The following is a 21391-nucleotide window of genomic DNA, read 5'->3' as shown; positions in this document are numbered from 1 at the left end:
GGAGTGGCCCCTGTGCTCTCCGGGGCTGCCGTGATTCCATGGAAAATGGTTGTTATCTCTTATGTCTTGACGGCTGAGAATTCCACTGATTTCGGGATTGCAACGGCGAATTGTGACAAATATTGTTGATCAGGTCAGGGGCTTGGCAGAATGGCGGGCCGGGTATAAGCGGGACGGCACAATTCGATACGACGCTCCGGAGTGCAGATGCGTCTTTCCCGCCCCTGTGTCGCCGCTCTCGGTGCGGTGACCTTCGCCGCCACATCACTGCTCTGGACCGGTTCCGCCTCGGCGGCCGGGACCAACTACGTCGCACTCGGGGATTCCTACTCGTCCGGCACGGGGGCCGGAAGCTACGACCCAGGCAGCGGGTCGTGCAACCGCAGCGCCAACGCCTACCCGAACCTGTGGGCGGCGGCGCACTCGACGTCGTCGTTCAAGTTCGTGGCCTGCTCGGGGGCGACCACCGCGACCGTCGCGAGCGGGCAGCTCGGCGCGCTCAGCTCGTCCACGACGCTCGTCAGCCTCACGGCCGGCGGCAACGACGCCGGGTTCGCCGACGTCATGCAGACCTGCGTCCTGCACTCGACCTCGACCTGCCAGAGCCGGGTGGCGGAGGCCGAGAGCTACATGCGCAACACCCTGCCCGGCCGGCTCGACTCCCTGTACTCCAAGATCCGCGCCAAGTCCCCGTCGGCCCGCGTGGTGGTGCTCGGCTACCCGCACCTCTACAAGATCGTCAGCGTGTGCGTGGGGCTGAGCAACGCCAAGCGCACCGCGCTGAACGAGGCCGCCGACACCCTCGACGGCGTCATCGCCAGTGCGGCCGGGCGCGCCGGCTTCACCTGGTCGGACGTCCGCGACGAGTTCGCCGGCCACGAGCTGTGCTCGGGCGACGACTGGCTCAACGCGGTGACGATCCCGCTCGAATCGTCCTACCACCCGACCGCCCGCGGCCACCGCCTCGGCTACCTGCCCGCGATGACCGGCTCCGCGAGCCTCGCCCTCAAGAAGCAGGCCTGACCGGTCTAGGGCTCTTCGGCCGGGCCGGGTTCCGCCCGGCGGAGCTCGGCCCGGAGGTCGTCGGCCAGCGGTGATCCGAGTTCCCGCAGGAGCCCGAGCCCGGCCCGCAGGTGCGCGGCCGCCTCGTCGCGGCGGCCGGCGGAGAGGAGGAGCCGCCCGAGGAGACGCTCGGCGTCGGCGCGCAGGTACAGGTCGTCGGCCTCCTGCGAGGCCGCCGCGGCGGCCTCGCAGGAGGCCAGAGCCTCTTCCAGGTCGCCGGCCGCCGCGTGCGCCTGCCCGAGTTTGAGGAGGGTCTGCACCTCTTGGCGTTCGTCGCCTAGAGAGATGTACACGTCGCGTGCTTGACGCAGGTGGCGGACGGCCTCGTCCGGCTCTCCGGCCGCGAGATGGGCGGCGCCGATGCTGTGCAGGGCGTCGGCTTCGCCGAGCCGATCTCCCAGTTCCCGGTACGCCCGCAGGGCGTCCTGGAGGGCCGGAAGCGCCTGGAGACCGTTTCCGCCGAGGACCTGGACGTCGGCGATGCCGTGACGAGCGCGGACGGCGCCGACCGGGTCCTCCAGTTCGCGGTACATGCCGAGGACCGTCTCGTACTGGTCCATCGCCGCCTCACCGTTGCCTGCGAGACGGTGGGCGTCCGCGATGCTGTGCACGGCCCGGGCACTGGAGAGGCGGTTTCCGGTGCTCTCGTACACGGTCAGCGCCCGCGTGTAGATGTCTATCGCCGCCTCGTACCGGTGCTGCATGCGGTCGAGGTCGCCCAACGAGTGCAGGGTCCGCGCCTCCCGGTGCCGGTCCCCCGACTCGCGGTAGACCGCCAGCGCCTGCTCGTAGTAGGACCTGGCCTCGCGATGCCGGCCGGTCAGCCTCGCGATGTCGCCGCTCAGGAAGACCATGTCGGCGGAGCACGCCGAGTCGCCGAGATCCGCGCACCACTGCGCGGCCCGGCGGCACAGGTCCGCGGCGTCCGTCCAGTGGCCGCTGAGGCGCAGGAAGTACGCCATCGCGCGGGCGAGGCGCGCCGCGCGGGCCGTCTGGCCGCCCTCGACGGCGAGTTCGACGCATGCGTGGAGGTTCGGGCGTTCGGTCTCCAGCCACGCCATCGCCTCCGCGTGCGAGGCGAAGGCCGGGGCCTCGGCCGGCGGGTGCTCGATCTCGTTCTCGGAGTCCCTGAAGCCGAGGAGGTTGATGACCCGCTCGGCGCGCACCGACGCCGCCGTGTAGTAGTCGATGAGCCGAGCCCTCGCGGCGGAGGTCTCGGCCGGGAGCTCCTGTTCGACGCGATGCAGGACGAAGTCCCGGACGAGGTCGTGCAGCCGGTATCGCCGATAGGCGGGCTCCTCCAGCAGGCTCTGCTCGCTCAGGGCCTCCAGGCCGGCCGCGGTATCGGCGATGGTTCCGCCGTACAGGGCTCCGGCCGCCGGCACGTCGAAGTCGGTACCCGGGTGGAGTGCCAGGCGCCGTAGCAAACGCTGCTGGTCGGGGGTGATTCCTTCGTAGGAGGGGTGGAAGGCGGCCATTACGCCGTTCTGCCCTGGAATGGGCAGATCATCCCGCGCCTCGGCCTCCCTCATCTCCGAAAGCAGGTTCCCCGGCGTCCAGGCCGGGTGGGACTGGAGGTGCCCGGCGGCCAGCCGGACGGCGAGCGGGAGGCGGCCGCATCGGGAGACGATCTCCCGGACCTCTCCGGAGCCGCTCTGCAGCCGCTCCGCCCCGACCGCGCCGGTCAGCAGCCGCACCGCGTCCTGCGTCGCGAGCGCGTTGAGGGCGACGACCTGCCCCCCGTCCAGGACGAGCCGGCGCCGGCTCGTGACGATCGTGAGGCAGGGGCCCGCGGGGATGAGCGGCACCACCTGCCGGTCGTCCGCGGCGTTGTCCAGGACCACGAGCGTGCGGGAGTCCGCGGTCTGCGACCGCCACAACGCGGCGCGCTCCTCCAGGGACTCGGGGACTTGATCGGGTGCCAGGCCCAGCCCGTGGAGCAGGGCCTCCAGCGCCCTGCCGGGCGGGACGGGCGCCTGGTCGGCGCTGTGCCCGTGCAGGTTCAGGAACAGGGCGCCGTCGGGAAAGGAGTCCGCGAGCCTGTGCGCGGCGCGGACCGCCAGGGCCGTCTTGCCGACACCGGCCATCCCGCTGATCGTGCAGACGGCCGCCGTTCCGGAGCCGGCGCGGCCGGCCGCGGCCTCGATGCGCTCCAGCACCGTCTCGCGGTCCACGAAATCCGGAATGTCCGTCGGCAGGCTCCGCGCCGCGCGGACGGGGATCGCGGCGGGCCGGCGCAGGGCGCGCGCCAGGGCCTCCAGCTGCTCGGAGGCGACCCCGGTGTTCTCCCTCCGCGGGCTCCTGTCCTGGAAGAGGCCGACGCCGGCGATCGCCAGGCCGGACACGCCGCTGAACGCGCCGAACACGCTCGCCAGCTTGTCCGCGTTGTCCAGCCCCAGCTCGGCGAACAGCACGGTGAGACCGATGAGCAGGCAGCTGAAGCCGATGAGGCCCAGCAGGACGGAGCGGCGGCGCCAGGAGAACACGGTGTCATTTTGTCGCAGGAGCAGGGGTATACGTGGTAAGTCCTAACGATCCTCGCCTGGCCGGACGAAGATCGGTGGGCGGCCGTCCCGCCCATTGACAGGACGCTGTTCCAGGGAAGCAGAATGGGGTTCTGTTTGCAGGGGGAGGGATTCATGGTCGTCGACGCTTGGATGCAGCACGGGACGGTCCGGTTTCTGCAGCACGAGATGCTCGATTCGCTGTGGCGGTGGCTCGGGCGGAAGCCGCCGGCGGAGCAGCCGCCCGTCCAGGCGACCGTCGCGGCCATGGACGCCGGGGGAGTGGACATCGGCCTCATCAGCGCCTGGTACGGGCCGGAGGGCGACCTGGTGAGCAACGACGAGGTCGCTTCGTTCGTCGAGCAGGCCCCGGGCCGGCTGATGGGCATCGCGTCGGTCGACCTGCGCAAGCCCATGGAGGCCGTGCGGGAGCTGAGGCGGTGCGTGCGCGAACTCGGCTTCAGGGGGTTGCGCGTCGTGCCGTGGCTCTGGGAGCTGCCGCCCACCGACCGCCTCTACTACCCGCTCTTCGCGGAATGCGTGGAGCTGGGCATCCCGTTCTGCACGCAGGTCGGGCACACCGGCCCGCTGCGGCCGAGCGAGACGGGGCGGCCGATCCCGTACATCGACCAGGTCGCGCTCGACTTCCCCGAGCTGGTCATCGTCGGCGGGCACATCGGCTACCCGTGGACCGAGGAGATGGTCGCGGTGTGCCGCAAGCACCCGAACGTCTACATCGACACGTCGGCGTACACGGTGCGCAGGTATCCGCCGGAGCTCGTCCGGTACATGACGCAGGACAGGCACCACAAGGTCATGTTCGGCACCAACTACCCGATGCTGACCGCCGACCGGGCCCTGAAGGGGCTGGACGACCTCGGCCTCGGCGACGAGGCGAGGGAGGCGTTCCTGTCCGGCAACGCCGCGAAGGTCTTCCATCTTTGATCTACAACGTAAAGGTCACCGGCGGAGCGTCCGGCAGGCGAGGAGACCCAGCGGGACCGGCGCCCAGAACGTGACCGCGCGGAACAGCAGGACGGCGTGCAGGGCCGGTCCGGCCTCGACGCCGAGCGCGGCGAGCGCGGCCACGAGCGCGGTCTCGGTGGAGCCGACGCCGCCGGGCAGCGGGACGGCGGCCCCGGCGGCGGCTCCCACCAGGTAGGCGGCGAGGAGGGCGAGGAGGTCGGCGGGCCCCACCGCCGTCGCGGGGACGGCGAGGACGCAGAGCGCGAACGCCACCGCGAGGGCGAACGTGGTTCCGGCGGACGCGGCCAGGGTGAGCAGCAGGTCGCGCGGGCGGCGGCACAGGTCGGCGAACCCGGCGAGCGCCCGCCCGACGGCGGCGGAGCGGGCCGCGCGGCGGCCCCACAGCACGGCGGCGGGCAGCAGCACCCCGCCGGCGACGAGCAGCGGGAGCGGCGGGACGAGCCCGGCGGCGTGCGCGGCGTGCTCGCCGAGGGCGTCCAGCATCCGGCCGTTCCCGCCGCCGAGGCCGAGGACGGCGCCCAGCAGCAGCAGGTCGGCGGGGACGCCCGCCACCTGCAGGACCGCGACGGCGACCACCGCGCGGGGCAGCGGCAGGCCGCGGCAGACGAGGTAGCGGGTGTTGACCGCGACGGCGCCGAGGCCGCCCGGGGTGATCCGGTTCGCGGCGGACGCGGCGAACTGCGCGAGCGTCGTGGTGGCGAGCGGCAGCGGACGGCCCGCCGCGCCGCGCAGCGCGAGCGCGGAGCACACGTAGTGCATCAGCGAGAGCAGGACCAGCGCCGGGAGGAACTCCCAGCGCATGGCGCCGAGCGCGGACGCCGCGGGACGCAGCGGGCCGAGGGTCGCCAGCAGGACCGCGGCGAGGCCCGCGAGGAGCACCCCGAGGATCGTCCAGCGGGCCCGGAGGACCCGCTGGACGGCGGGAAGCGGTGCGGTGCGGACGCCGAGATCGGGGAGCTCGGCGGGCACCGCGGCGCGTTCGGCGGTGATCGTGTTCACACCCCACGTTCGGATGGAGAGCGCGTGACCAGGTGATACCCGGTGACGTGCACGATATGGGGTGTTTTCGCGCGCCGAGTCCGGAACACGGCCGGGACGGCCGGTGAACTTTCCCCGGCGGCGCGCGGTTTTGGTCCTCGCCCGAGATTGTTTTCACCCTATGATTAGGGTCCGCTACGGAACGTGATGATCATTTGACCGGGGAGTGTGACGACCATGACCAGCGCTCACCAGCGGCTGGGCGAACGCATCAGGGTGTTCCGGGGCGCGCGGGGCCGCCGGGCCGCGGCGCCGAAGGCCCCCGGCGACCGGGCGATCGTACTGACCTGTAGCGACTATCTCGCCCTCGCCGGGCATCCGGCGGTCACCGAGGCCATGATCGCCGGCCTGCGGGAGGAGGACGCCGCGCCGCCCGCGACCGGGCCCTGCCTGCCCGGCGACCACCCGCAGGTCGTCCTCGGCGAGCGGTTCGCCCGGCACCTGGGCGCGCGGGCGGGGGTGCTCTGCTCGTCGGGCTGGGCGGCCAACACCGGGCTGCTGCAGGTGATCGCCGGCCCGGACGTCCCCGTCTACCTGGACGTCCTCGCGCACGCGTCGCTGTGGGAGGGGGCGCGGGCGGCGGGCGCCGAGCCGGCCTGCTTCCGCCACAACGACCTCGACCACCTGCGCCGCCGGATCGAGGCGGGCGGCTCCGGGGTGATCGCCGTGGACGCCGTCTGCGGCACCGACGGCTCGGTCGCCCCGCTGGCCGGCCTGGCGGCGGTGGCCGAGGAGCACGGCTGCCTGCTGGTCGTGGACGAGTCGCACTCGCTCGGCACGCACGGCGAGCGCGGCGCGGGCCTGGTCGCCGAGCTGGGCCTCACCGGCCGCGTCGACTTCCGCACGGCGAGCCTGGCGAAGGCCCTGCCGGGAAGGGCCGGGCTGATCGCCTGCGACCGTCCCGGCTCCGCGGACTGCTTCACCCGCACCGCGCTCCCGGCGGTGTTCGGCTCGACGCTGCCGCCGCACGACGTCGCGGGCCTGGCCGCGGCGTTGAAGGTGGTGCGCAGGGAGGGCTGGCGGCGCGGGAGGCTCCGCGCGATCACGGCCCGGCTGCGGGAGGGGCTGGCGGAGCTCGGCTACCGGCTGGTGGAGTCCGACTCGCAGATCATCGCGCTGGAGGCCGGGTCGGAGTCGGAGGCCACCCGCATGCGGGACGCGCTGGTCGGCCGCGACATCTTCAGCGCGGCGCTGTTCCCGCCGGCGGCGTCGGTGGGCCGCACGCTGGTCCGCCTCTCCGCGCACGCGGGCCTGTCGGACGGCGACGTCCGCCGCATCCTCACCGCGTGCCGGGAGGTCCGCCCCCGGGCGGCCGCGGCCGTGTGAACCCTCACGCGGCCGGCTGGTACCGGTCCTCGCGGGTGTGCGCGCCGATGTAGCGGAGCATGCTGCGCAGCGCCCAGTGGTTGATGCCGCTCGGCATGATGCGGTAGCCCTGCCGGTGGGCCATCGCGAGCGCGGCGAACCGGGCCTGGTCGAGCGGCGACCAGGGGATGTCGAACCGCTCCCGGACGAGCGGCGGCAGGCACCCGAACGTGATCAGCCGCAGCGGCCGCTCGATGACCAGCCGTCCGGCGCGGTCGAGCCGGGGGCCGCCGACGGGCAGGACCGTGACGCTCTCGGACCCGTGTTTGGCGATCTCCAGTGCGCGCGCCGCGGCGGGCGTGAGTTCGAGCGTCTTGGCGCAGATGTGCCAGAACTTGGACTGGAAGGCCGCGTAGTCCTCGGGCACGGGCCGCATGCTGACGCCGTAGCGGGAGTACCAGGTGACGGTCTCGGCGTACATCTGCTCGTGGTCCTCGGCCGTGAGCGTGCCGGGGTGGAAGATCTCGGCCGCCTTGAAGATCTCCCATGTGAAGGTGGCGTGCGCCCACCAGAACGTCTCGGGTTCGAGCGCGTGGTACCGCCGGCCGTGCTCGTCGACGCCGCCGATGCCGCGGTGCAGGTCGCGGATGCCGCGGGCGCGGGTGACGCCGTCCGGCGCGAGGATCGTCGCCCAGATCTGCGGGACGGACCGGTGGATCCGGTCGAACGGCGCGTCGAAGAACGCCGAGTGCTCGCCGACGCCCGCGCCGATGCCCGGATGCATGAGCTGCATCAGCCCGGCGGCGGCCCCGGGCAGCAGCGACCGCAGGTCGCCGGCGTACCGCCACAGCAGCGTCCCCGGCACCAGCGGCGCGCGCGCGACCGCCCGGGAGGAGCGAGCACGGGACGGGGACGAGGCGGCCATGACACCTCCAGACCGGTGACCGAGCACCACCAGCCTAGATCGCCCCTGAGACAAGAGTCAACATTTGTCACACGTCCCTCTCGCCCCCGGAGCGGGCATGCCTGCGTCGCTGCGGGGTTCCAAGGGCGGCGCCCCCTGGACCAACACAGCCGCCTCTTGGACGAGCACGATTCAAACCCTCTTGGACCAGACCCGAGCGATGGCGCAGACCGAAGCGACCGCCACGGGCAGGCACGCGGAGGGCGCTCTAGCGCCCGGAGCGGGCATGCCCGGCGACGCAGGCGACCGCAGCGACCCCGCACACGCCCGTCACAGGCACGACAGACCGCAACAAGGGAGCGAGGATCGCCTGCGTCGCTAACGGGGGTTCCAGGGGGTCGCCCCCCTGGGCTAGCAGGGCTTGTACACCGCCACAGCGCAGGCGCTGCCCAGGCCGATGTTGTGCTGCAGTGCGACGCGGGCGCCTTCCACCTGGCGCTTGCCGGCCTGGCCGCGGAGCTGCCAGGTCAGTTCGGCGCATTGGGCGAGGCCGGTGGCGCCGAGCGGGTGGCCCTTGGAGATGAGGCCGCCGGACGGGTTGACGACCCATTTGCCGCCGTAGGTGGTGGCCTGGTCGTCGATGAGTTTGTGGCCTTCTCCGATCTCGGCCATGCCGAGGGCTTCGTAGGTGATGAGCTCGTTGGCGCTGAAGCAGTCGTGGAGTTCGATGACGTCGACGTCGTCGATGGTGACCTGGGCCTCGTCCATCGCCTTCTTCGCGGCCTGCTGGGAGACGCCGAAGCCGACGACCTGGATGGAGGAGTTGTCCTCGAAGCTCTGCGGCGTGTCGGTGGCGATGTGGTGGCCGGCGATCTCGATGGCCTGGCTCCACAGGTCGTGCTCGTCGACGAACCGCTCGCTGGCGACGATCGCGGCGCCGGCCCCGTCGGAGGTGGGGGAGCACTGCAGCTTGGTCAGCGGGTCGAAGATCATCGTGGCGTTCTTGACGTCGTCGAGGCTGTATTCGGTCTGGAACTGGGCGTAGGGGTTGTTGACCGAGTGCTTGTGGTTCTTCCAACCGATCCAGGCGTAGTGGTCGGGGGTGGAGCCGTACTTCTCCATGTGCTCGCGTCCGGCGTTGCCGAACATCTGCGGCATGGGCGCCTTGTCGAGCTCCCATTCGCGGCCGGCGGTCATGGAGCGCAGGTGGTGGTCGATGATGGTGACCTTGGACTCGCCCATGCCGGCGCCGAGGGAGCCCTTCTTCATCTTCTCCATGCCGAGGGCGAGGGCGCAGTCGGCGAGGCCGCCGCGGACGGCTTGGCGGGCGAGGAACAGCGCGCTGGAGCCGGTGGCGCACGCGTTCATGACGGTCATGACCGGGATGCCGGTCATGCCGGTCTCGTAGAGGGCGCGCTGGCCCATCGACCCGTACATGGAGCCGGCGTAGGCCATCTCGACCTTGTCGTAGCCGATGCCGGCGTCCTTGAGGGCGTTGCCGACGGCCTCCTTGGCCATGTCGGGGTATTCCCAGTCGCGGGAGCCGGGCTTCTCGAACTTGGTCATGCCCACGCCGACGACGAAGGTGCGGTTGGCCATCGGGCTCGCCTCCTGTAACCGAATGCTGTTCGGTCACACGATAACCCGCCGCGAACCGGGCGAGCGGGAACGCTCCCGATGATCGGGATGGAACCGCCGGTCAGCCGGGCATCTCGGCGGCGAGCGCCGCGGCGAAGGCGTCCACGTCCTCCTCGGTGGTGTCGAACGAGCAGACCCAGCGGACCTCGCCGGTCGACTCGTCCCACGTGTAGAAGGGGAACCGCTTGCGGAGCCGGTCGGCCACGTCCTTCGGGATGAGGGCGAAGACGGTGTTCGCCTGCACGTCCTGGGTGATCCGCACGCCGGGGACGGCGCGGGCGGCGGCCTCCAGGCGGGCGGCCATGGCGTTGGCGTGGGAGGCGTTGCGCAGCCACAGGTCGCCGTCCAGGAGGGCGACGAGCTGCGCGGACACGTACCGCATCTTGGACGCCAGCTGCATGCTCGACTTGCGCAGGTAGCTCACCCCGCGGACCGCGTCCGGGTTCAGGACGACGATCGCCTCGCCGAGCAGCAGCCCGTTCTTGGTGCCGCCGAACGACAGGACGTCCACGCCCGCGTCGGTGGTGAGGGCGCGCAGCGGGACGCCGAGGGACGCGGCGGCGTTGGCGATGCGGGCGCCGTCCATGTGCACGGTCAGCCCGCGCTCGTGCGCCGCCGCCGCGACCGCCGCGGTCTCCTCGGGCGTGTAGACGGTGCCCAGCTCGGTGCTCTGGGTGATCGACACGACCGCCGGCTGCCGCCGCTGGATGTTGCCGAACCCCGTCGCGTACGCGGCGACGAGGCCGGGCGTCAGCTTCCCGGCGGGGGCCGGGACGGTGATCAGCTTGAGTCCGGCGATCTTCTCGGCGGCGCCGCACTCGTCGGTGTTGATGTGCGCCGATTCCGGGCACACGACCGCGCTCCACCGCTCCGACATCGCCTGCAGCGACACCACGTTCGCGCCCGTCCCGTTGAACACCGGGAACACCTCGGCGCGGTCGCCGAAGTGCCGCCGGACCACGTCGCGGAGGCGGCCGGTCGCGGCGTCGTCGCCGTAGGCGGGCTGGTGCCCGTCGTTGACCTCGGCGATGGCGGCGAGAATTTCCGGGTGGACGCCGGCCTGGTTGTCGCTGGCGAATCCGCGCGCGGCGGCGGGGCGGTTTTGGGGCGGTTGAGTCATGCGTCCATTCTCGGGGACGCCGGCCGCCCTTTTTCCGGGGCCCTTTCTCAAGCGGGGCGGTCGGTGATGTTCTGCACCGGGGCGGGCGAGGCGTCGGCCGGCGGGGGCTCGGCGGCGCGCAGCGCCATCCGGGCGCGCATGGCATCGAGGTCGTCGCCGAACCGCGCCACGGTGGACTGCAGGTCGCGCCACAGCCCGGTCCGCTGCTCCAGCTGGGCGACCTTGGTGCGCAGGTCGCCTAGGCGGCGCTCGGCGGCCTCCAGCCGGGTGCGGTTGCCGGCGGTGTCGCGGCCGGTGCGGATCAGGCTGGTCGCGACGGCGGCCAGGTCGCGCTCGGTGTCGTCCATCCGCTCGTCGATGCGCGGCAGCAGCCGGTCGTTGAGCTGCCCGACGAGGGAGTCGAGCTCGGTGCGGATCGTGCGCAGCTCGGCGTCCTGCTCCCGGACGGCCTGCTCCAGGGTCGCCACGCGTTCGAGGTAGGCGGGCAGCAGCCGCCCCAGCTCCGCGGACCGCTCCAGATCTCGCCCCACCTTGACGAGGGCGCCGACGCCCACGCGCAGATGGCGCTCCGCCTCGGCGGCGGCGCGGCGGACGAGACCCGGGATCACGGTCATGGCGCTCCCTCCAGGGGCCGGTTCGGGTGGATTCTCCTTAAACTGTAGGCGAACCGGCCGTGAAGATTTTGTGAAGTCAGATGTTTATTTGGACGACCGCGCAGGTTTTCGGGCGGTCGGCGGGCGCCGCTTCCGGGCGGCCGGCGGCGGGCTGCACGTGCACAGTCCCCGGGTCACGATGAGCCAGGCGCGTTCGGCGGTGTAGTCGGCCTGGCTGAGCGCCGGGCGGACACGGTGGCAGGTCAGGCAGAGCATGCGGTGTTCATCCTCCCCGTGAGGCCGGGAGCCCCCCGCGCGCCCGCTGGGTCCGGCCCGCCGCCCCGCGCGCATTCCCCCCGGACGCGCGACGGGACGGCGGGACCCACAGGATGGCCCTTCGTCCCCCGGCCGCCGCCACGGTATGCGTCTGCACGTTGCATGCACGTTGCGATCAGGCGATCACGGAGCGTGTCCTGATCCGGCCGTGCGGGATCCGTGGAATCGGTTGCGCGGAACCCGCCGGTGGACCGATCCTCAGACGGGCCGAGGTTCTCTCCGGGGGAAAGGACTGAGGGGGATGCACGATCCGGTGACCGTCCGTCCGCTCATCTCCGCGTCCTGGCGGCGTTCCCGGGAGGCCGGCGTCGACGCCGCCGTCGAGGCGGCGCCGCTGGCATTCGAGCGCGACTCGCTCGCCGACGCCCGCGGCGCGCATCCGCTCCGCCCGCATCTGCCGATGCTGGAGGCGCTGCTGCGCGGGGTCGCCGACGAGACCGAGCACCTGATGGTGATCACCGACGCGGCCGGGCGCGTGCTGTGGACGCAGGGCCCGCCCGCCGCCCGCCGCGCCGCCGACGCGATCGGGCTCGCCGAGGGGTTCCGCTGGTCGGAGGACGTCATCGGCACCAACGGGATCGGCACCGCGCTCGCCACCGGGCGGCCCGAGTACGTCTACGCCGCCGAGCACGTCGCGCACATCCTGCACCGCTGGTCGTGCGCCGGCGCGCCGATCATCGACCCCGACTCGGCGCGGGTCATCGGCTGCATCGACGTCAGCGCGACCGTGCCGGCGCTGCATCCGGCCATGGTGGCGCTGGTCGCCGCCGCCGCGCGGCTGGCCGAGTCGCGGCTGGAGAACGAGATGATGGCGCGCGACGAGCGGACGCGCGAGCGGCTGCTGCCGCACCTGCGCGGGCTCGGCGAGGCGGGCGTGCTGGTCACCGCCACCGGCCGGATCCTCGCGGCGGGCGCGCCCGGACTGCGGGGCCGCCGGGTGCCCGCCCCCGAGCCCGGCGCGGCGGTCGCGCTGCCGGACGGCCGCGTCGCCGTCGCCGAGCCGCTCGGCGAGGCGTTCCTGCTGCGGCCGACCGGCCGGGTGGTGGCGAACGCGCCGGCCCACCCGGCGTCCGGGCCGCTGCTGACGCTGTCGCTGCTCGGCGACGGGACGCCGCACGCGCTGCTGGACGGGCGGCGGTTCGACCTGACGCTGCGGCACGCCGAGATCCTCGCGCTGCTCGCGCTGCACCCGCACGGGCTGAGCGGCGACCGGCTCTCGCTGTACCTGTACGGCGACGACGGCAGCTCCGCGACCGTCCGCCCCGAGATCCACCGGCTGCGCCAGCAGCTCGGCGGCATCGTCCGCGCCCGCCCCTACCGGCTCGGCTGCGCGGTCGAGGCCGACTTCCTCACCGTCCGGCGCCTGCTGGACGAGGGCGACGTCGGCGCCGCGGTGCGGCTGTACGGGGGAGAGCTGCTGCCCCGCTCCGACGCGCCCGCGATCCGCGCCGAACGCGACGAGCTGGCGGTGCGGGTGCGGCGCCAGGCCCTGGACCGGGGCGGCGCCGACGCGCTGTGGGCCTACGCGCAGACCGAGCCGGGCCGCACCGACCTGGAGGCCCTGGAACGTCTCCGCGCCGTCCTCCCGGTGGGCGACCCGCGCCACGTCGCCGTCGCCTCCCGCAGCGACCGCCTCCTCAACGGCGGACCATGACCGCACCGCCTGCCTGACCGGGTTCACCCGAGCCGACCGGCCTCGTCAACGGCGGACCGCAGGTGTGCTGTCCTGTGGGTTCGTGCTGCCCGATGGTGACCGTCTCCTGGCCGGGGGCCCTCGAGCCGACCGGCCTCGGCGACGGTGAATCGCAGGTGCCGCCCTGCGGGTTCGGGGCTGTCTGATGGTGTTCGTCTTCTCAGCGGCGGACCGTGGACGCGCTGTCCCGCGGGTGGAGGCACCCGGTGGTGACCGCCTAGTCAACGGCCAACCCAGCCGTGCCGCCCTGCGAGGTCGGGGCCTCGGTGGCGACCGGCCTCGGCGACGCTGGATCGTTGGCGTGCCGCTCCGCGTGGTGGGCCGCCGACAGGGAGGGGGCGGGTCAGGGGGTCGGGGCGCCGATGCCGCTCAGGTGGCTGGCGTCGTTGTAGCAGACGGCCTGGAGTTCGGAGCCGTCGCCGCGCCAGCGGGTGAGGGAGGCGTTGGCGATCGGCTGCCGCTCGATCTCCATGATGTCCTTCTCGGTGAGGTCCTCCACCAGGTACCGGGTCATGACGATGATCGCGTCGTGGGTGACGACCAGGACGCGGCCGCCGGGGGCGTCGGCCTCCAGGTCGCGGTAGAAGCTGCGCAGCCGCAGCGCCAGGTCGGCCCATGACTCGCCGCCGGGCGGGCGGTAGTAGAACTTGCCGAGCTGCTTCAGCCGGGCCGCCTCCTCGGGGAAGCGGCGCTCGACGCCGCGCGCGGTGAGGCCCTGCAGGGCGCCCTGCTCGCGGTCGCGGAGCCGCTCGTCCACCCGCAGGGTGAGGTCGCCGGCGTAGGGGGTCTGCGCGAGAGCGATCTTCGCGGTGTCAAGGGCGCGCAGGTAGGGCGAGGCGACGACGTGCGTGGGGCGCTCGGCGGCGGGGAGCGCGGCGAGCCGGCGGCCGAGCGTCGCGGCCTGGGCGCGGCCGGTGTCCGTCAGGGGGATGTCGGCGTCCCGTTCGGTAATGCCGGCCTCCTCGGCGTCGGTGCCGTGCACCGCCTGGTAGGCCAGGTTGCCGGTGCTCTCGCCGTGCCGGGTCAGGTTCAGCCACTGAAGCGATCTCACGCCCGCCATGCTGCCACGCCGGCGCGCCGCGGCGGCCCGGTGCGGTGCCGCTGTGCACTACAGGCGGTAGTACTCTCGGTGCCGTGACGGACGTCCTGGGCACCGTGATCATCGTGGTGGCGCTGCTGACCGCCGCCTACGCGCTGGTGGCGACGCTGCGCAACCGGGCGATGGACCTCGGGCACCTGATCGCGCTGGGCGTCCTGGAGGCGCTGCTGATCGCGCAGGTCGTCGTGGGGTTCGTCAAGCTGTCCGGCGGGGAGGGCCCCGACGGGTCCGCGACCTTCGTCGGCTACCTGCTCGGGTCGCTGCTCGTCCCCGCCGCGGGCGCGGGCTGGGGGCTGCTGGAGCGCACCCGGTGGGGCTCCGGCGTGATCGTGATCGCGGGGGTGGCCGTCGCCGTCATGGTCGTCCGGATGAACCAGTTGTGGAGCGGCACCGGTGTCTGAGCCCGAACACGTCCGGCCCGAGGCCCGCGCGGACGGCGGCGCCCGCGCCGACGCCGGCGTCCGCGCGGGCGGCGGGACCCGCCCCAGCACCGCGACGGGTCCGGGACGGCTGCTGGTCGCCGTCTACGCGGTCTTCGCGCTCGCGGCCGGCGCGCGGGCGGCGGTGCAGATCGCCGTCAAGTACTCCGAGGCGCCGCTCGCCTACGTCCTGTCGGCGCTGGCGGCGGCCGTCTACGTCCTCGCGACGGTCGCGCTGGCCCGCGGCGGCCGGACGTCGTTCCGGGTCGCCGTCGCCGCCTGCTCGATCGAGCTGGCCGGGGTGCTGGTGGTGGGGACGTTCAGCGTCGCCGACCCGGCGGCGTTCCCCGACGAGACCGTCTGGTCCATGTACGGGCGCGGCTACGGCTTCGTCCCGCTGGTGCTGCCGGTCGTGGGACTGCTGTGGCTGCGCCGCACCGCCCGCGCGGCCGGCGGGACCCTCGCGGGCGGTGGGCGCCCTGTGGGCGGCGGCGAGTGAGCCCTCCGGCCACAGGTGTCTCATCTCATTCCCCCTGGTCAGGCCGCGGCCGACAGTGAGCGGCCGCCGATGGGCAGGGCGTGCACGGCCGCCCGGGTGACGGCCTCGACCTCGTCCGGCGACAGGTCGGCGGTCGGGTTGCGGCTCATCCAGCGGATGAGCTTCAGCGGCGGCGCGAACACGATGCCGTCCGCGCTGAACGGGGTGCGGACGAGCCTGCCGCCGTGCACGGCCAGCACCGGCGTCACCTGAACCGGCACCTCGGCGACGCGGGAGATCTCCAGGGCCGCCGCCTCGGCGCGGCCCGTCAGCTCCGCGACCAGCTTGGACTGGGTGCGGCCGTCGATGAACAGCCTGCCGCCGTGGTGGGAGATCTCGGCGTCCGGGTGCCACGCCTCGTTGTGGATCAGCCACACCCCGCCCGGCCCGATCAGCAGCTCGTCGGCGGTGCCGTGCCCGGGGACGGTCCGCGCGTGCAGCACCCGGTGGCCGCGCCGCTCCAGCGTCCAGTGCAGCATCCGGTCCGTGCGCTCGGCGCCGCGCAGCCCGAGCCGCCACACCCGCGACGCGTGGTAGACGCGCCAATGGACGAACACGTCGGCGGCCGCCACCAAAAGGCCCATCACGATTCCGAAAACCGCGTTGACGAGCAGTCCGCACAGTATGAGCGTCGCCGTCGCCAGAAATGCGCGGGTCCGCAATCTCCCTTTTCGGCCACGCTGCCACAGCTCCTCGTACACCGCCTGCGGCGAACCGCCCGTGAACGCGGCCCGATCTCTGAGGTAGATGGAGCTGCCGAACATGCCGAACCTCCCAGCACCTGCGGTGACGCCTTCATTATGGGGACGGTCAAGGCATTGCCGCTACAGTTCGCGGGGTGACTAATATCAAACTCCCAAGTGACTCCGCGGGCTTGAAATCATTGCTCACCTGCTCTTTCATGGTGGGTTGGCGGCGGCGGTTCCGGGAAGAATCCGGAACATCCCCCGGGTGAATGGATGAAAGGCTCGATGCAACTTCCATCGCAACCATCGGAGCCTTTTTCGGTGCAATGTATTTCGCCGCCGGCGCGGGGCGCGGCAGACTGGGGCGATGCACCTCAGCGCCGCCGAGAACCTGCCCGTCCGCCGTGCCGTGCCCGCGCTGCGCGCGGCGCTGGCCGACGCGGGCGCGGCGGTGCTGGCGGCGCCGCCCGGCACCGGCAAGACCACCCTCGTCCCGCTCGCCCTCGCCGGCCTCGCCCTCGGCGGCCCGCCCGCCGCCGGGAAGGTCCTCGTCCTGGAACCCCGCCGGCTCGCCGCCCGCGCCGCCGCCCGGCGGATGGCGTGGCTGCTCGGCGAACGCGTCGGCGGGCGGATCGGCGTCACCGTCCGGGGGGAGAACCGCCCCGGCACCGGCGTGGACGTCGTCACCACCGGCGTCGTCCTGCAGCGCCTGCAGTCCGATCCCGAACTGGCCGGCGTCGGCACCGTGATCCTCGACGAGTGCCACGAGCGGCACCTGGACGCCGACACCGCGCTGGCGTTCCTGCTCGACGTCCGTGCGGCGCTCCGCCCCGACCTGCGCCTGGTCGCCGCGTCCGCGACCGCCGACACCGGCCCGTGGGCGCGCCTCCTCGGCGACGCGCCCGTGGTGGAGACCGAGGCCGCGCTGCACCCGGTCGAGACGGTCTGGGCGCCGCCGGCCCGCCCGGTCCCGCCGCCGCACGGCCTGCGCGTCGACCCCGCCTTCCTGGCGCACGTCGCCGCGACCGTCCGCCGCGCGGTGGCCGAACGCGACGGCGACGTCCTGTGCTTCCTGCCGGGCGCCGGCGAGATCGCCCGCGTCGCCGGGCTGCTCGGCGGGCTGCCCGCCGACGTCCTGCAGATCCACGGCCGGGCGCCGCGCGCCGTGCAGGACGAGGTGCTCGCGCCCGCGTCCCGCCGCCGCGTCGTCCTCGCCACGTCGGTCGCCGAGTCGAGCCTGACCGTGCCCGGCGTCCGCGCGGTCGTCGACTCCGGGCTCGCCCGCGAGCCCCGTACCGACCACGCCCGCGGCCTGGGGTCGCTCACGACGGTCCGCGCGTCCCGGGCGACCGCCGAGCAGCGCGCCGGCCGCGCCGGACGCGAGGCGCCCGGCACCGTGTACCGGTGCTGGACGCAGGCCGAGCACGACCGCCTGCCCGCCCGACCCCGCCCCGAGATCGAGCTGGCCGACCTCACCGGCTTCGCCCTGCAGGCGGCCTGCTGGGGCGACCCCGCCGCGGACGGCCTCGCGCTCCTCGACCCGCCGCCGCGCGCCGCGATGGACGCCGCCCGCGCCGTGCTGCGCGCCCTCGGCGCCGTCGAGGACGGCCGCGTCACCGACCGGGGCCGCCGCCTCGCCGGCGTGGGGCTGCACCCCCGGCTGGCCCGCGCCCTGCTCGACGGCGCCCCCGAGGTGGGCGCCCGCGCCGCCGCCGAGATCGTCGCCCTGCTGTCCGAGCCGCCGCCCCGCTCGGCGGGCGACGACCTGACCGCCGCCTGGCGCGCCCTCCGCGCCGGCGGGCGCCCCGCCGACGCCCACGCCGCCCGCTGGCGCGACGAGGCCGCCCGCCTCCGCCGGGCCGTCCCCCCGTCGCCGGCCGGCGACGAGCGGCGGCCTGGGGGCGGGCGAGGGGACGACCACGTGGCCGGGACCGTGGTGGCGCTGGCGTTCCCGGAGCGGGTGGCGCGGCGGCGGGGGAGCGGGTACCTGATGGCGTCCGGGACGGGCGCCGTGCTCGCGGACGGGTCGGCGCTGGCCGGGGCGCGTCCCGAGTGGCTCGTCGTCGCGGAGGCCGACCGGCCGGCCGGGTCGGCGTCGGCGCGGGTGCGGCGGGCGGTGGCGATCGACGAGGACGCGGCGCGGGCCGCGGCGGCGCCGCTGCTGGAGACGTCGGAGGAGGTCGCCTGGCGGGACGGGGACGTGGCGGCGCGGCGCGTCGAGCGGCTCGGCGCGATCGAGCTGGCCGCCCGGCCGCTGCGCGACCCCGCCCCGGAGGCGGTGCGGGCCGCGCTGCTGGACGGCGTGCGCGCCGAAGGGCTGGGGCTGTTCACCTGGACGCCCGGCGCCGTGGCGCTGCGCCGCAGGCTGGCGTTCCTGCGCGCGGCGCTCGGCGAGCCGTGGCCGGACGTCGGCGACGCGGCGCTGCTGGAGCGGGCCCCGGAGTGGCTGGCGGGCGCGCGGCGGCGGGCCGACCTGGCGCGGATCGACATGGCGGGGACGCTGCGCGGCCTGCTGGCGTGGGACCAGGCCAAGCTGCTTGAGGAGTACGCGCCCGAGCGCGTGGAGGTGCCGTCGGGTTCGCGGGTCCGCGTCGACTACTCCGGGGAGCGGCCCGTCCTGGCGGTGAAGCTGCAGGAGCTGTTCGGCTGGGACGCCGCGCCCTCGCTGGCGGGCGGGCGGGTGCCGCTGGTGGTGCACCTGCTGTCGCCGGCGGGGCGTCCCGCCGCGGTCACCGCCGACCTCGCCTCGTTCTGGCGGGAGGGGTACCGGGCGGTGCGGGCCGAGCTGCGCGGCCGCTACCCGAAGCACCCGTGGCCCGAGGACCCCGCGGGCGCCGTCCCGACGAAGCGCACCAAGCGGGCTAGCGGGAGCTGATCAGGACCTCGATGCCGTCCAGGATGCGGGCGAGGCCGAACTCGAACGCGCGGCCGGGCGCGACGGCGGCGTCGTACTCCTGCCCGGCCGCCTTGCCGACCCGGGACCCGAGCGGGTAGTCGGCCTCGTCCATCAGCGGGGCGAGCACGGGCGCCACCGTCTCCCACCACTGCGCGTCGGTCATGCCGCTGCGCCGCTCGGCCTCTGCGGCGTTGACCGAGACGCGGGCCGCGCTCTCGGCGAAGCCGGTGACCAGCGCGACCACCGAGTCCATCTCCAGGTCGGTGAGGCCGAGGCCGTCCACGGCGCGCAGCTCGAACTCGTACTTGCCGACCGAGTTCGGGCCGAGCGGCGGGCGGACCGTCGTGATCCGCAGCAGCCACGGGTGCCGGTGGTACAGGGCCCAGTCGTCGCGGGCGATGTGCTCCAGCCGCGCGCGCCACGTGTCCGCGTCGGGCGGGGTCAGCTCGCCGAACGCGCGGTCGACCATGAGGTCGATCAGCTCGGCCTTGCCGGGGACGTAGGTGTAGATCGACATGGGCGAGACGCCGAGCTCGTCGGCGATGCGGCGCATGGACAGGGCGTCCAGGCCCTCGGCGTCGGCCAGCGCGATCGCGGCCCGGACGATCTCCTCGGCGGTCAGCCGCGGCTTGGGGCCCCTCCTGGGCCGCTCCCGCACGCCCCACAGCAGCTCCAGGGTGCGCCTCGGGTCGCCGCCCCCGCTGTACTCGGTCACGCCCCGATCCTCTCAGGGATGAAACTCTGTACGGCGTACGTTATATTGGCCGCGAGCAGTAATTCCGTACTGCGTACATAATTTTGGGAGGGGCGCATGGCCGAACCACGGTCCGCGGTCGTCGCCGAGGGGCTGCGCAAGCGCTACGGGGACACCGAGGCCCTCGCGGGGCTGGACCTGCGCGTGCCCGCCGGCACCGTGCACGGGCTGCTCGGGCCGAACGGCGCGGGCAAGACCACCGCCGTCCGCGTGCTGACCACGCTGGCCCGGCCGGACGGCGGCCGCGCATGGGTGGCCGGGCACGACGTCGTCCGCGAGGCGGGCGAGGTGCGGCGGCGCATCGGCCTCGTCGGGCAGCACGCGGCGGTCGACGAGGTGCTCGGCGGGCGGCAGAACCTCGTCATGTTCGGCCGCCTGTACCACCTCGGCGCCCGGGAGGCGCGGCGGCGGGCGGACGAGCTGCTGGAGCGCTTCCGGCTCACCGACGCCGCCGGCAGGCCCGCGGGGGAGTACTCCGGCGGCGTGCGGCGGCGCCTCGACCTCGCCGCGTCGATGATCCTCGCGCCGCCGGTGCTGTTCCTCGACGAGCCGACGACCGGTCTCGACCCGCGCGGCCGCAACGAGGTCTGGGACGCGGTCCGCGCGCTGGTGGACGGCGGCACGACCGTCCTGCTGACCACCCAGTACCTGGAGGAGGCCGACCGGCTCGCGTCCGGCATCTCGGTGATCGACCGCGGCCGCGTCATCGCCGAGGGGACCCCCGACCAGCTGAGGGGGCGGCTCGGCGGCGACCGGATCGAGGTCGTCCTGGACGACCCCGGCGCGCTCGCGGAGGCCGCCGCGGTCATCGGCCGCGTCGCGGCGGGAGAGGTCGACGTGGACGCCGACGCCCTGCGCGTCGGCGCGCCGGTGACCGGGCGGGCCGCCGCGCTGACCGCGGCCGTCCGCGCCCTGGACGAGGCGGGCGTCGAGGTCGCCGACATCGGGCTCCGCCGCCCCACCCTGGACGAGGTGTTCCTGCACCTCACGGAGAGGAAGGAGGTGCCCGCATGAGCGCGCGGGCGCTGCGCTGGGCGGTCGCCGACGGATGGACGCTCACCGGCCGGGCCCTCGCGCACTGGCGGCGGCGGCCCGGCCAGATCGCCGTGGGGCTGCTGTTCCCGGTGATGGTCGTGCTGATGATGGGCTACCTGTTCGGCGGCCAGATGGACGTTCCGGGCGGCGGGAGCTACCGGGCGTTCATCGTGCCCGGGATGTTCGCGCTGACGATGGCGTTCGGCGTCGAGGAGACGTTCGTGCGCGTCGCCGGCGACGCGGCCAGGGGGGTGACCGACCGGTTCCGCACGATGCCGATGTCCCCGTCCGCCGCCGTGGTCGGCCGCGCCGCCGCCGACATGATCTACGCGGTCGCCGGCCTGGCCGTCATGGCGGCCTGCGGCGTGCTGATCGGCTGGCGCGTCGAGGGCGGCGCCGCCCGGGCGCTCGCCGGTTTCGGGCTCCTGCTGCTCCTGCGCTTCTCGCTCGTCTGGACGGGCGTCTACCTCGGGCTGACGGCCAAGGGCCCCGAGTCGGTGGTGGCCGTGCAGATCCTGGTGTGGCCGATCGGGTTCCTGTCCAGCGCGCTGGTCGCGCCGAGCACGATGCCCGGCTGGCTGGGCGCGGTCGCCGAATGGAACCCCATGTCGTCGACGGTGACGGCGTGCCGCGAGCTGTTCGGCGCACCCGCCGCCGGCGACTCGTGGGCGGCGCAGCACAGCGTGCTGATGGCGGTCGTGTGGCCGCTGGTGATCGCGGCGGTGTTCGTCCCGCTGTCGGTCCGCCGCTACCGCGCCATGGGCCGCTGAGCCGGCAGGGAGCC

Annotated in this window: 18 protein-coding genes; 9 read left to right on the top strand and 9 right to left on the bottom strand. The window is 74.1% G+C overall.

The genetic code is table 11. The features are described from left to right. The first annotated feature begins 246 nt into the window (after positions 1-246). On the top strand, positions 247-1023 hold the full coding sequence (locus tag ABTW95_RS13765) for an SGNH/GDSL hydrolase family protein (RefSeq protein WP_396450290.1): 777 nt from the start codon (positions 247-249) through the stop codon (positions 1021-1023). 5 nt (positions 1024-1028) lie between these two features. On the opposite strand, the gene ABTW95_RS13760 is transcribed toward ABTW95_RS13765, so the two are convergent. Further along, entirely contained in the window at positions 1029-3548 is a 2520-nt protein-coding gene (locus ABTW95_RS13760) for an ATP-binding protein (protein ID WP_500226409.1), read from the bottom strand. A 153-nt stretch (positions 3549-3701) separates the two neighbouring features. On the opposite strand from ABTW95_RS13760, the gene ABTW95_RS13755 reads away from it, so the two are divergent. Continuing rightward, entirely contained in the window at positions 3702-4511 is an 810-nt protein-coding gene (locus tag ABTW95_RS13755) for an amidohydrolase family protein (RefSeq protein ID WP_396450293.1), read from the top strand. Positions 4512-4526: 15 nt separating this feature from the next. Here the strand turns inward: ABTW95_RS13755 and ABTW95_RS13750 are convergent, their stop codons facing one another. Then, the gene (locus ABTW95_RS13750; protein ID WP_500226408.1) at positions 4527-5552 is read right to left on the bottom strand and encodes a lysylphosphatidylglycerol synthase domain-containing protein; all 1026 of its coding nucleotides are present in this window, start codon (positions 5550-5552) and stop codon (positions 4527-4529) included. Positions 5553-5768: 216 nt separating this feature from the next. Here ABTW95_RS13750 and ABTW95_RS13745 point away from each other — a divergent pair, with 216 nt between their 5' ends. Beyond that, entirely contained in the window at positions 5769-6917 is a 1149-nt protein-coding gene (locus ABTW95_RS13745; RefSeq protein ID WP_500226407.1) for an aminotransferase class I/II-fold pyridoxal phosphate-dependent enzyme, read from the top strand. A 4-nt stretch (positions 6918-6921) separates the two neighbouring features. Here the strand turns inward: ABTW95_RS13745 and ABTW95_RS13740 are convergent, their stop codons facing one another. The 4 genes from ABTW95_RS13740 to ABTW95_RS13725 form a co-directional block, all read right to left on the bottom strand. Further along, positions 6922-7821, bottom strand: a complete 900-nt coding sequence (locus tag ABTW95_RS13740; RefSeq protein ID WP_396450298.1) for an oxygenase MpaB family protein — start codon at positions 7819-7821, stop codon at positions 6922-6924. Between the two features lie 390 nt (positions 7822-8211). Further along, positions 8212-9399: a thiolase C-terminal domain-containing protein gene (locus ABTW95_RS13735; protein WP_396446876.1), complete on the bottom strand. Its 1188-nt coding sequence runs from the start codon at positions 9397-9399 to the stop codon at positions 8212-8214. A gap of 100 nt (positions 9400-9499) precedes the next feature. Beyond that, positions 9500-10558 (bottom strand): threonine aldolase family protein, encoded by a 1059-nt coding sequence (locus tag ABTW95_RS13730; RefSeq protein ID WP_500226406.1) that lies wholly within the window; start codon positions 10556-10558, stop codon positions 9500-9502. 47 nt (positions 10559-10605) lie between these two features. After that, the gene (locus tag ABTW95_RS13725) at positions 10606-11172 is read right to left on the bottom strand and encodes a hypothetical protein (protein ID WP_396446878.1); all 567 of its coding nucleotides are present in this window, start codon (positions 11170-11172) and stop codon (positions 10606-10608) included. A 556-nt stretch (positions 11173-11728) separates the two neighbouring features. On the opposite strand from ABTW95_RS13725, the gene ABTW95_RS13720 reads away from it, so the two are divergent. Next, positions 11729-13141, top strand: coding sequence for a GAF domain-containing protein (locus ABTW95_RS13720; protein ID WP_500226405.1), 1413 nt, complete (start codon positions 11729-11731; stop codon positions 13139-13141). A gap of 382 nt (positions 13142-13523) precedes the next feature. Here ABTW95_RS13720 and ABTW95_RS13715 read toward each other — a convergent pair whose 3' ends face one another. Further along, entirely contained in the window at positions 13524-14240 is a 717-nt protein-coding gene (locus tag ABTW95_RS13715) for a histidine phosphatase family protein (RefSeq protein ID WP_396454053.1), read from the bottom strand. A gap of 74 nt (positions 14241-14314) precedes the next feature. Here ABTW95_RS13715 and ABTW95_RS13710 point away from each other — a divergent pair, with 74 nt between their 5' ends. Both ABTW95_RS13710 and ABTW95_RS13705 read left to right on the top strand, forming a co-directional pair. Further along, on the top strand, positions 14315-14680 hold the full coding sequence (locus ABTW95_RS13710; protein WP_396446881.1) for a hypothetical protein: 366 nt from the start codon (positions 14315-14317) through the stop codon (positions 14678-14680). 109 nt (positions 14681-14789) lie between these two features. Beyond that, entirely contained in the window at positions 14790-15197 is a 408-nt protein-coding gene (locus tag ABTW95_RS13705; RefSeq protein ID WP_500226449.1) for a hypothetical protein, read from the top strand. Positions 15198-15235: 38 nt separating this feature from the next. Here ABTW95_RS13705 and ABTW95_RS13700 read toward each other — a convergent pair whose 3' ends face one another. Then, positions 15236-15820 (bottom strand): NERD domain-containing protein, encoded by a 585-nt coding sequence (locus ABTW95_RS13700; protein ID WP_396446882.1) that lies wholly within the window; start codon positions 15818-15820, stop codon positions 15236-15238. Between the two features lie 469 nt (positions 15821-16289). Between ABTW95_RS13700 and hrpB the strand changes: the two genes are divergently transcribed. Further along, entirely contained in the window at positions 16290-18797 is a 2508-nt protein-coding gene (gene hrpB, locus ABTW95_RS13695; RefSeq protein ID WP_500226404.1) for an ATP-dependent helicase HrpB, read from the top strand. Here the strand turns inward: hrpB and ABTW95_RS13690 are convergent. Beyond that, complete coding sequence (locus ABTW95_RS13690) at positions 18784-19533, bottom strand: TetR/AcrR family transcriptional regulator (RefSeq protein WP_396446884.1); 750 nt, start codon at positions 19531-19533, stop codon at positions 18784-18786. The two genes, hrpB and ABTW95_RS13690, sit on opposite strands and share 14 nt — an antisense overlap. 96 nt (positions 19534-19629) lie before the next feature. On the opposite strand from ABTW95_RS13690, the gene ABTW95_RS13685 reads away from it, so the two are divergent. Next, complete coding sequence (locus ABTW95_RS13685; protein WP_500226403.1) at positions 19630-20586, top strand: ATP-binding cassette domain-containing protein; 957 nt, start codon at positions 19630-19632, stop codon at positions 20584-20586. Beyond that, positions 20583-21377, top strand: coding sequence for an ABC transporter permease (locus ABTW95_RS13680; protein ID WP_396446886.1), 795 nt, complete (start codon positions 20583-20585; stop codon positions 21375-21377). The genes ABTW95_RS13685 and ABTW95_RS13680 overlap by 4 nt, the downstream gene beginning before the upstream one ends. Positions 21378-21391 lie beyond the last annotated feature (14 nt).

This window comes from Spirillospora sp. NPDC127506 (assembly GCF_040302145.1).
Lineage (GTDB): Bacteria > Actinomycetota > Actinomycetes > Streptosporangiales > Streptosporangiaceae > Spirillospora.
The sequence above is the reverse complement of the archived record's forward strand: the minus strand, read 5'-3'. Positions and strand labels throughout refer to the sequence as shown.

Coding starts and splice junctions, on each gene's coding strand:
- ABTW95_RS13755 (WP_396450293.1), top strand. CDS start 3,702: ATGGTCGTCGACGCTTGGATGCAGCACGGGACGGTCCGGTTTCTGCAG.
- ABTW95_RS13745 (WP_500226407.1), top strand. CDS start 5,769: ATGACCAGCGCTCACCAGCGGCTGGGCGAACGCATCAGGGTGTTCCGG.
- ABTW95_RS13740 (WP_396450298.1), bottom strand. CDS start 7,821: ATGGCCGCCTCGTCCCCGTCCCGTGCTCGCTCCTCCCGGGCGGTCGCG.
- ABTW95_RS13735 (WP_396446876.1), bottom strand. CDS start 9,399: ATGGCCAACCGCACCTTCGTCGTCGGCGTGGGCATGACCAAGTTCGAG.
- ABTW95_RS13730 (WP_500226406.1), bottom strand. CDS start 10,558: ATGACTCAACCGCCCCAAAACCGCCCCGCCGCCGCGCGCGGATTCGCC.
- ABTW95_RS13725 (WP_396446878.1), bottom strand. CDS start 11,172: ATGACCGTGATCCCGGGTCTCGTCCGCCGCGCCGCCGCCGAGGCGGAG.
- ABTW95_RS13720 (WP_500226405.1), top strand. CDS start 11,729: ATGCACGATCCGGTGACCGTCCGTCCGCTCATCTCCGCGTCCTGGCGG.
- ABTW95_RS13715 (WP_396454053.1), bottom strand. CDS start 14,240: ATGGCGGGCGTGAGATCGCTTCAGTGGCTGAACCTGACCCGGCACGGC.
- ABTW95_RS13700 (WP_396446882.1), bottom strand. CDS start 15,820: ATGGGCCTTTTGGTGGCGGCCGCCGACGTGTTCGTCCATTGGCGCGTC.
- hrpB (WP_500226404.1), top strand. CDS start 16,290: ATGCACCTCAGCGCCGCCGAGAACCTGCCCGTCCGCCGTGCCGTGCCC.
- ABTW95_RS13685 (WP_500226403.1), top strand. CDS start 19,630: ATGGCCGAACCACGGTCCGCGGTCGTCGCCGAGGGGCTGCGCAAGCGC.
- ABTW95_RS13680 (WP_396446886.1), top strand. CDS start 20,583: ATGAGCGCGCGGGCGCTGCGCTGGGCGGTCGCCGACGGATGGACGCTC.